Annotated in this window: 3 protein-coding genes; all 3 read left to right on the top strand. The window is 47.6% G+C overall.

What is annotated here, in order from left to right; all coding sequences use genetic code 11:
* Positions 1-180 precede the first annotated feature (180 nt).
* The 3 genes from Q0R35_RS12320 (at position 181) to Q0R35_RS12310 (ending at position 7633) form a co-directional block, all read left to right on the top strand.
* On the top strand, positions 181-3492 hold the full coding sequence (locus Q0R35_RS12320) for a methyl-accepting chemotaxis protein (protein WP_295618352.1): 3312 nt from the start codon (positions 181-183) through the stop codon (positions 3490-3492).
* Positions 3493-3705: 213 nt separating this feature from the next.
* Positions 3706-7122 carry a response regulator gene (locus tag Q0R35_RS12315; RefSeq protein WP_295618349.1) on the top strand — a complete coding sequence of 1139 codons (3417 nt, stop codon included), beginning with the start codon at positions 3706-3708 and terminating at the stop codon, positions 7120-7122.
* Positions 7123-7330: 208 nt separating this feature from the next.
* A complete protein-coding gene (locus Q0R35_RS12310; RefSeq protein WP_295618346.1) occupies positions 7331-7633 on the top strand; it encodes a hypothetical protein in 303 nt (100 codons plus the stop codon).
* Positions 7634-7882: the final 249 nt, after the last annotated feature.

Genomic DNA, 7882 nt, shown 5'->3' with positions numbered 1-7882 from the left:
GGTTTTAGCTATTAGGTTTTATCCCATCGCTAATACCCAATACCTAATATCTAACACCCAAATCTTTAACATTGGTTATAACCAACAACCTGCGTTATTAGCCGCACTAACTATCGAGACTTTTACATTCATTAACAAAATCGTTAACCGAACGATTATATTAAATTACCACATTTAACCATGAATCAACCTAACGAATTCACTCAATTTAACACTACCGATCTTTCACAATTAGCAATGATTCCGGACAGGAAAACATCGAATTGGAATAGATTAAGTCTTAAAACTAAAGTAACATTACTGTCGATCGCGATAGGATTGGCACCGATTGGCTTAATTGGTGGATTTAGTTATGCCCAAATTAATAATGCACTCAAGGAGCAAACAGTCAAAGATCAAAAAGTTAGAGCAACTCAAATTGCCGATAAATTTAATCGGTTTATCTTCGAGCGGAATGGAGATGTGGAAACGCTAGCAGTTCAACCAGTTTTTAATGATGCTAAAGTATCAACGTCTACACCTATTGAAGGTAAAGCTAAATTATTAGACCAATATATTAATAGTTATAAAGTTTATGATAGCATTGCTTTTTTCGATCTCAAAGGTAATTCAATCGTTCAAAGTAAAGGTACGCCATTAAGCAATCACCTCGATCGGGCATATTTTCAAGAAGTCTTAAAAACTGGTAAAACAGTTATTTCTAATCCAGAAAAATCTCAGAGTACTGGTAAAGTGGTCATCCATTTTGCCGCACCAGTTAAAGATAGCAAGACCGGACAAATTATCGGCGTGATGCGGACGCGATCGCCTGTAGAGCGACTAGAAGAACCCCTCAAACTTTTTCAATCTAAGCACGAAGATTATCATATTTCTGATAGTCGGACTGGTAAAGTATTTATTAGTTCTAACGGTGACTATACCGATAAAGTCGAGGATGCCGATCTAAAATTGGCGCGGGAAAAAGGCGTGATGGTCGAGCATCGCACCGCTTTAGTGCAAACTGGTGATGCCAAAAATGCTAACGATCTCGGCAACCATGCAGAACTGATGACTGCGGCTGGCTTTGGCAAGCTGGAGGGGATGCAACAATTACCGTGGACTGTTGTATCGGTCATCGATGAGGAGGAGGCTTATTCGACTCTATCGGGACTGTTGCTGACAATTTTAGCGGGGGCGGGGTTGACGGGGTTATTTACCGTTGCGTTATCGACCTTAATTGCCGAGCGCACTACCAAACCGATCGAAGATGCCGCTAGAGCGGTTGAAAGAATCGGTCAAGGCGACTTTAACAGTCGGGTAGAAGTGACTAGCGAAGATGAAATCGGTCAATTGGGTAGCAACATCAACCTGATGGCGAGCCAAATTAAAGGACTGATTTCCGAGCAAGCCGAACAAACCAGACGGACGGAATTATATGCCGAAATTTCGCGGGCGCGGACGGGCGAAGATCTGGTCGCTCCCCTGTCTCAGGTGCTGATTGAGGCTAGAGAAATTCTCAAAGCCGATCGATTGGTGGTCTATCGGTTTATGGCAGACAATTGCGGCTATATCGCGGGGGAATCTTTTGGTGCTGGCGGTAGTAGCGCGATCGCCGAGCAGGTTAACGATCCTTGTATTCCCGATGGAATGCTGGCGGCTTACGCTCAAGGGCGAGTCATTGCCAATGATACCGTCAGCGATGGCAACTATCATCCCGATCACAAAGCCTTATTAAGCCGCCTGGATATTAAGTCTAATCTGATCGTGCCGATCGTTCAAAATGGTAACTTATTGGGGCTATTAATCGCTCACCACTGCCGACAGGCTCATGCTTGGCAAGAGTGGGAGAGCATTTATCTGACTAAATTTGCCGAACAAATCGGCATCTCGCTCAGTGGTTACACGATCTCCGAGCGCGGACAGCTCGAAGCCATCAAACAGCGCGATAAAGCAGTGCGCGAGCAAATGTTTGCTAGTATCTCTCGCGCTCAAACCGCGCTAGAAATGGCGGCACCACTGGGGGTAATTCTCGAAGAAAGCCGCACTAAACTCAAAGCCGATCGAGTTGTAGTCTATCGCTTTTTCCCATCTAAAGGCGGTCATGTCGTCGGCGAATCAGTTTTACCTGGGTTTATGAAGGCTCTAGACGAGCGGATCGAAGATGCTTGTATCCCGCAAACATTGATGGATGACTACGCTCAAGGTCGGACGATCGCCACTAATGATACGATGGGTAGCGATTATCATCCCGAACACAAAAAATTATTTACCAAGCTGCAAATTAAATCTAATCTCGTGGTGCCGATCCTGCAAGGTACCAGCGTGTTAGGGTTGCTAGTCGCTCACCATTGCAAAGAGACTCATAATTGGGAAGAGTGGGAAACCGAGTACCTGCTTGAATTTGCCAAACCGATCGCTTCTTGTTTGGGCGGTTTTGCGGCTACCGAGCGGAGTAAATACGAAGCCGACGCAGCCAGCCAACGTGCCGATACTTCTAAGAAAGAGAACGAAAATCGTCAAAAAGAACTGCTCCGCCTGTTGATGGAAATTGAAGGTGCGTCTGAGGGTGACTTAACAGTCCGATCGGAAATTAGCGACGGGGAAATTGCGATCGTCGGTGACTTCTTTAACTCGATTATCGAAAGTCTCCGCGACATTGTCACTACAGTAAAAGAAGCTGCGGGACAAGTAAACGGCTCGATCGGCGAAAACGAATCGGAAGTAAGATTGCTCACCGATGCCGCCACCAAGCAAGCAGACCAAATTCAACTGACTTTAGCAAAAATCGAAAAAGTTACCACTTCGATTCAATCGGTGGCTACAGACGCGCGGTTAGCCGCCTCTGTCGCGACATCTGCTGCCTCCACCGCCGAAGTTGGCGGACAAGCAATGGATCGGACCGTTGCCAGTATCGTCCAACTGCGCGAAACCATTTCGGAAACTGCCAAGAAAGTAAAACGCTTAGGTGAATCTTCGCAACAGATTTCTAAAGTTACCGGATTGATCGACCAAATCGCCCTCCAAACTAACCTCCTGGCAATTAACGCCAGTATCGAAGCCGCTCGTGCGGGTGAAGAAGGACGCGGTTTCGCAGTTGTCGCCGAAGAAGTTGGCGAACTCGCCGCGCAATCTGCCGCAGCTACCAAAGAGATTGAAAAAATTGTCGAAACCATTCAGCGCGAAACCAGCGCGGTGGCTCAGGCAATGGAACTCAGTACCGCTCAAGTAGTCGAAGGTACTCAATCTGTCGAACAAACCAAAACCAGTTTGAAACAGATTATTGCACTTTCCAATCAAATGGATGCCTTCTTGCAATCGATCTCTACCGCCACGATCGATCAAGTCGAAACCTCCCAAGCTGTAAAAGTCGATATGGCAGCAGTCGCCCTGATTTCCGAGCAGACTTCCGACTCTTCCAAACAAGTATCTACCTCGCTTCAGCAAACGGTAACGATCGCTCAAGCACTCCAAGCCTCGGTAGGTAAGTTTAAAGTTAATGCCGATCGGAATTAGGGGATAGATGGGAGATGGGAGTTCGGAGATGGGAGATAGGCAATAGGCGATAGGCGATAGAAGATAAAAGAGGGGATTAGACTACTCTTTACTCCACACACTATATCTATCACCCTGCATTCTTCTCCCATCTCCCATCTCCGAACTCCAAACTCCCATCTCCAAACTCCCATCTCCAAACTCCGAACTCCCATCTCCCATCTCCCATCTCCTATGATTACTTCAGATCGAGAACAACAAATTAAACTCCAATTTTTGGACGAAGCGATCGATTATTTAGAGACGATCGAATCGGGACTGCTGGGGCTGGGTGCTGGTAAAGTAGATGCCAAGCAGTTAGATGCCCTCATGCGTGCGGCGCACTCGATTAAGGGTGGCGCGGGGATGATGGGATTCACTACTCTGGCTGGGCTGGGGCACCATCTTGAAGATTATTTCAAGATTATTCAGTATGGTAAATCGGCAGCTCCCGATGATGAAGTCGAACGCCTGCTGCTGGGGACGATCGATAAATTAGGGCAAATTGTTGCCCTCAATCGTCAAGGGCAAGATGCCGACAAGCTCTGGCTAGAAAAGCAGGTACAGCCACTATTCGATCGGCTGCGCGAACTGTTGGGCGAGTTTAATCCTGAAGATGAAGCCAATATGTTGGCTTCTGAATCGGGTGAAGATATTCTCACTTTTCTGTTTGAGTCAGAAGTAGAACGCTCTCTGACACAGTTGGAGATATCTGTCAATAGCGACAATTCTGGGAGTTTGTACGACGAATTGCTCGTCAGTGCCGAGGAATTAGGCGGTTTGTCCGAAATGGTCGAACTCCCCGCCTTGAGGCAGCTATGCGAGTCGGTATTGGCGCATATTAAAGGACAACCCCATCGAGTCCGGGCGATCGCCGCACTAGCTCTAGCCGCATGGCGACGCACTCAGGCACTAGTCCTGATCGGTCAAACAAGCAATCTCCCCTGCGAAATCGAGCTGCCAGGATCGGGAATTGTCAGCATCAGCGAAGCCGCAACTATCCCCGAATGGCACGACGATACCGATGTCTCGACCTACTTAGGCGACGGTATTACCACGCTGGATAAAAGTCAGCAGGTACCGCAATCGGCTAGAATCATCCAATCGTCGATTACTCACGACTCGCTCGATCTTCAAGACTTTACCCTCGATACACCGCTCACCATCGACGATCTCGGCGGTCGAGACGACACCAAGAGCGAGTATGCAGGCAGATTTGGAACTGGTACCAGCGCGCACGACTTCCCCACCCTTACCGATCCCTTTGCCGCCGATAGCACCACCGCGCCGCCATTCTCGACCATTACCGATAGCAGCGAACTAGATGCCTTCGCCACGAGCGAACAATATTCCGACGGCTTCCACCTTCGCAGCACCGTCGTCCCCGACGCTGATGAAGAAATCGTCGATGCTTTTGAGATGCTAGATCTCAGTGGCGATCTCTCGCTCGATACCGACGCATCCGGATTATTATCGGATTTATCTGGTTTCCTCGGTGAAGATCTCCCCTCCGAGATTTCTTCGGCAGTCTTTAAAATTAATCCTAAAGGTGCGTCCAAAGCCACATCCAAAGCCGCAATTACCAGCGACCTCGATCGCGAAGCCGCAGACCTGCTCAGTGCGCTAGATGCCGCCCCAGAAGTCATCGACGACACCCCCGCAGATCGCGAACAGGTGGCAGCTAAGTCTAAAGCTCCCGCCCAAGCCGAACAAACCATTCGTGTGGCGACCAAGCAATTAGCAGAAATTGGCGACTTATTCGGCGAACTAACGATCGATCGCAATGGCTTAAATCTCAACCTCCAAGGTTTGCGCCAACTAGTCGCCAATCTCCAAAATAAAGTCAAACAATTAGAACAATCTAACTTCAAACTCAGGGAAGCTTACGACCTAACTAGCACACCAGAAAGGTTACCTAATAGCGATGAAACCTGGACTCAGAGCGGCACTAGCCTGACTAGTAATTTAACCGACGAACTAGATTTATTAGAATTCGATCGCTATAGCGAACTTCACTTCCTCTCCCAGGAAGTCATGGACAATATCGTCCAAATTGAAGAACTAACCACCGACCTCGATACCCAACTCAACGATACCGAGCGCACCAATCGCGACCTGAATCGGACTGCCAAACAACTGCAAACAGGCTTAACTCAAGTCCGAATGCGCCCGATTTCCGAACTGTTCGATCGCTTTCCCAGAGCCATTCGCAACCTATCGATCGAACATTCTAAACCGATCGATCTCCAGCTTAAAGGCGGTACCACCCTCATCGAGCGGAGCATTCTCGAAGCTCTTAACGATCCGTTAATGCACTTACTCCGCAACGCCTTCGATCATGGCATCGAACCCAGTGCCGTTCGTCGCGCTAGTGATAAGTCAGACACGGGTAAAATTGAAATCAGTGCGACCTATCGCGGTAACCAAACCGTAATTACCATTAAAGATGATGGTGGCGGTATCGACCTCGATAAAATCCGCGCCAAAGTCAAAAAAATGGGGATTGACGATAAAGAAATCGCCAATTTTAAAGATAACGAACTAATCGATCTGATCTTTGAACCGGGCTTTAGTACCGCCGATAAGCTCACCGATTTATCTGGACGCGGTGTGGGCATGGATGTGGTCCGTACCAACATTCGCGCCTTACGCGGCGATATCTTTGTCGATACCAAACTTGGTAAAGGTAGTACGTTTACCATCACCGTACCGTTTACCCTCTCCGTCGTCCGCGTTTTAATCGTCGAAGTCAACGGACTCTGGCTGGCAATTCCCAGTAATATCGTCGAAGAAATTATCTTACTCAATCCCGATCGGATTATCAGCACTGCCGGACAAAAGATGCTCCAGTGGGAAGACTTTACCGTCCGCTTAATCCAACCTGGAGACTATCTGCGAATTCCCGATTTTACCCCGCCACTAGCAACTACCAACACCCCAACGATCGACTGTCCCACCGTCTTAATGATCGACCAAGGACAAGATGTAGTAGCCGTCGCGATCGATAAATTTTGGGGCGAACAAGAAGTTACCATTCGCCAACCCCAAGGTAATATTAAAATGCCCCCCGGCTTTACGGGTTGTACCATCCTCGGCGACGGTCGGATCGTCCCGCTCTTAGATGCGATCGAATTCGTCCGCTGGATCGATGGCGATTTTGGTGCCAACTCACTGCGAACTAATACCCTCAACTTCAATACCGAAGATACTCATAATACCTCAGCCCCTGCCGCAACAGTCCAACGCGATCGCATCCTCGTTGTCGATGACTCGATTAACGTCCGTCGCTTTGTGGCCCTCACCCTCGAAAAAGCGGGCTATTTAGTCGAGCAAGCCAAAGATGGTCAAGAAGCCGTCGAAAAACTCCAAACAGGTATTCAAGTCCAAGCTGTAGTCTGCGATGTCGAAATGCCCCGCATGGACGGCTATGGCTTCCTAGCAACCGTCAAAGGTGCGGCTCAGTTCAAAAACATCCCCGTGCTAATGCTCACCTCTCGCAGCGGCGATAAGCACCGTAAGATCGCCATGAATCTCGGCGCGAGTGCCTACTTTGCCAAACCATTTAAAGAGCAAGAGTTATTGGCTAGCTTGAGTCAGTTAATTGTTAAGTAGATGGGAGTAAGGAGTAAGGAGTAAGGAGTAAGGAGTAAGGAGTAAGGAGTTGAGATACTGGGAAGATTAAAACTCTATCCACTATCCACTACTCCCTATCCCCTATTCCCTATTCCCTTCCGAACATCTGTAAACATTGATTGAAAAAGTTACTATTACGCAACGAAAGATCTATATTGAAAAGTAGTAATAGTTTTGGTGACACCCAATGGAAAAGCAGAAATATCGCATGAACTGTACTTTGACCTTTAGTGACATCTATGGGCAGATTATAATTTGGTTGATGGTCATATTCCTCAGTCTGGCTTCTGCTTTATCTCTGTGGAGTACTACGCGTCAAATTTATGCACTGGCAACAGTCGGATTGATTTTAGTTTTATCCTTACCATTCTTACTGTTTGCCTTTGTTACCACGCTCCTCAATCACATTGAATTCGTGCCGCTAGAAGTTAACGAAACCACTAGTAGCAGCACCAACAAGCACCGCAAAGTCGAGCCTGCGACTGTGTAGATATAGTTTCGGTAACGATCTCAAGCCATATAGCAACAGCCAGGGAGATTAGGACAGTACAACTAGTGCTGTTACAAACCTGACTTTTTGGAAAAGTCGGGTTTGTGTCCTAACCGATATGGCAACTGCCATAAATAGAGGTAGGGGCAATTCAGGAATTGCCCCTACCTCTATTTATGGCAGTTGCCATATCGGTTAGGACACAAATCCGACTTTTCCAAAAAGTCAGGTTTGTAACAGCACTAGTTG

The sequence above is a fragment of the Chamaesiphon sp. GL140_3_metabinner_50 genome, from assembly GCF_025361915.1.
In the GTDB taxonomy this organism is placed as follows: domain Bacteria; phylum Cyanobacteriota; class Cyanobacteriia; order Cyanobacteriales; family Chamaesiphonaceae; genus Chamaesiphon.
The sequence above is the reverse complement of the archived record's forward strand: the minus strand, read 5'-3'. Positions and strand labels throughout refer to the sequence as shown.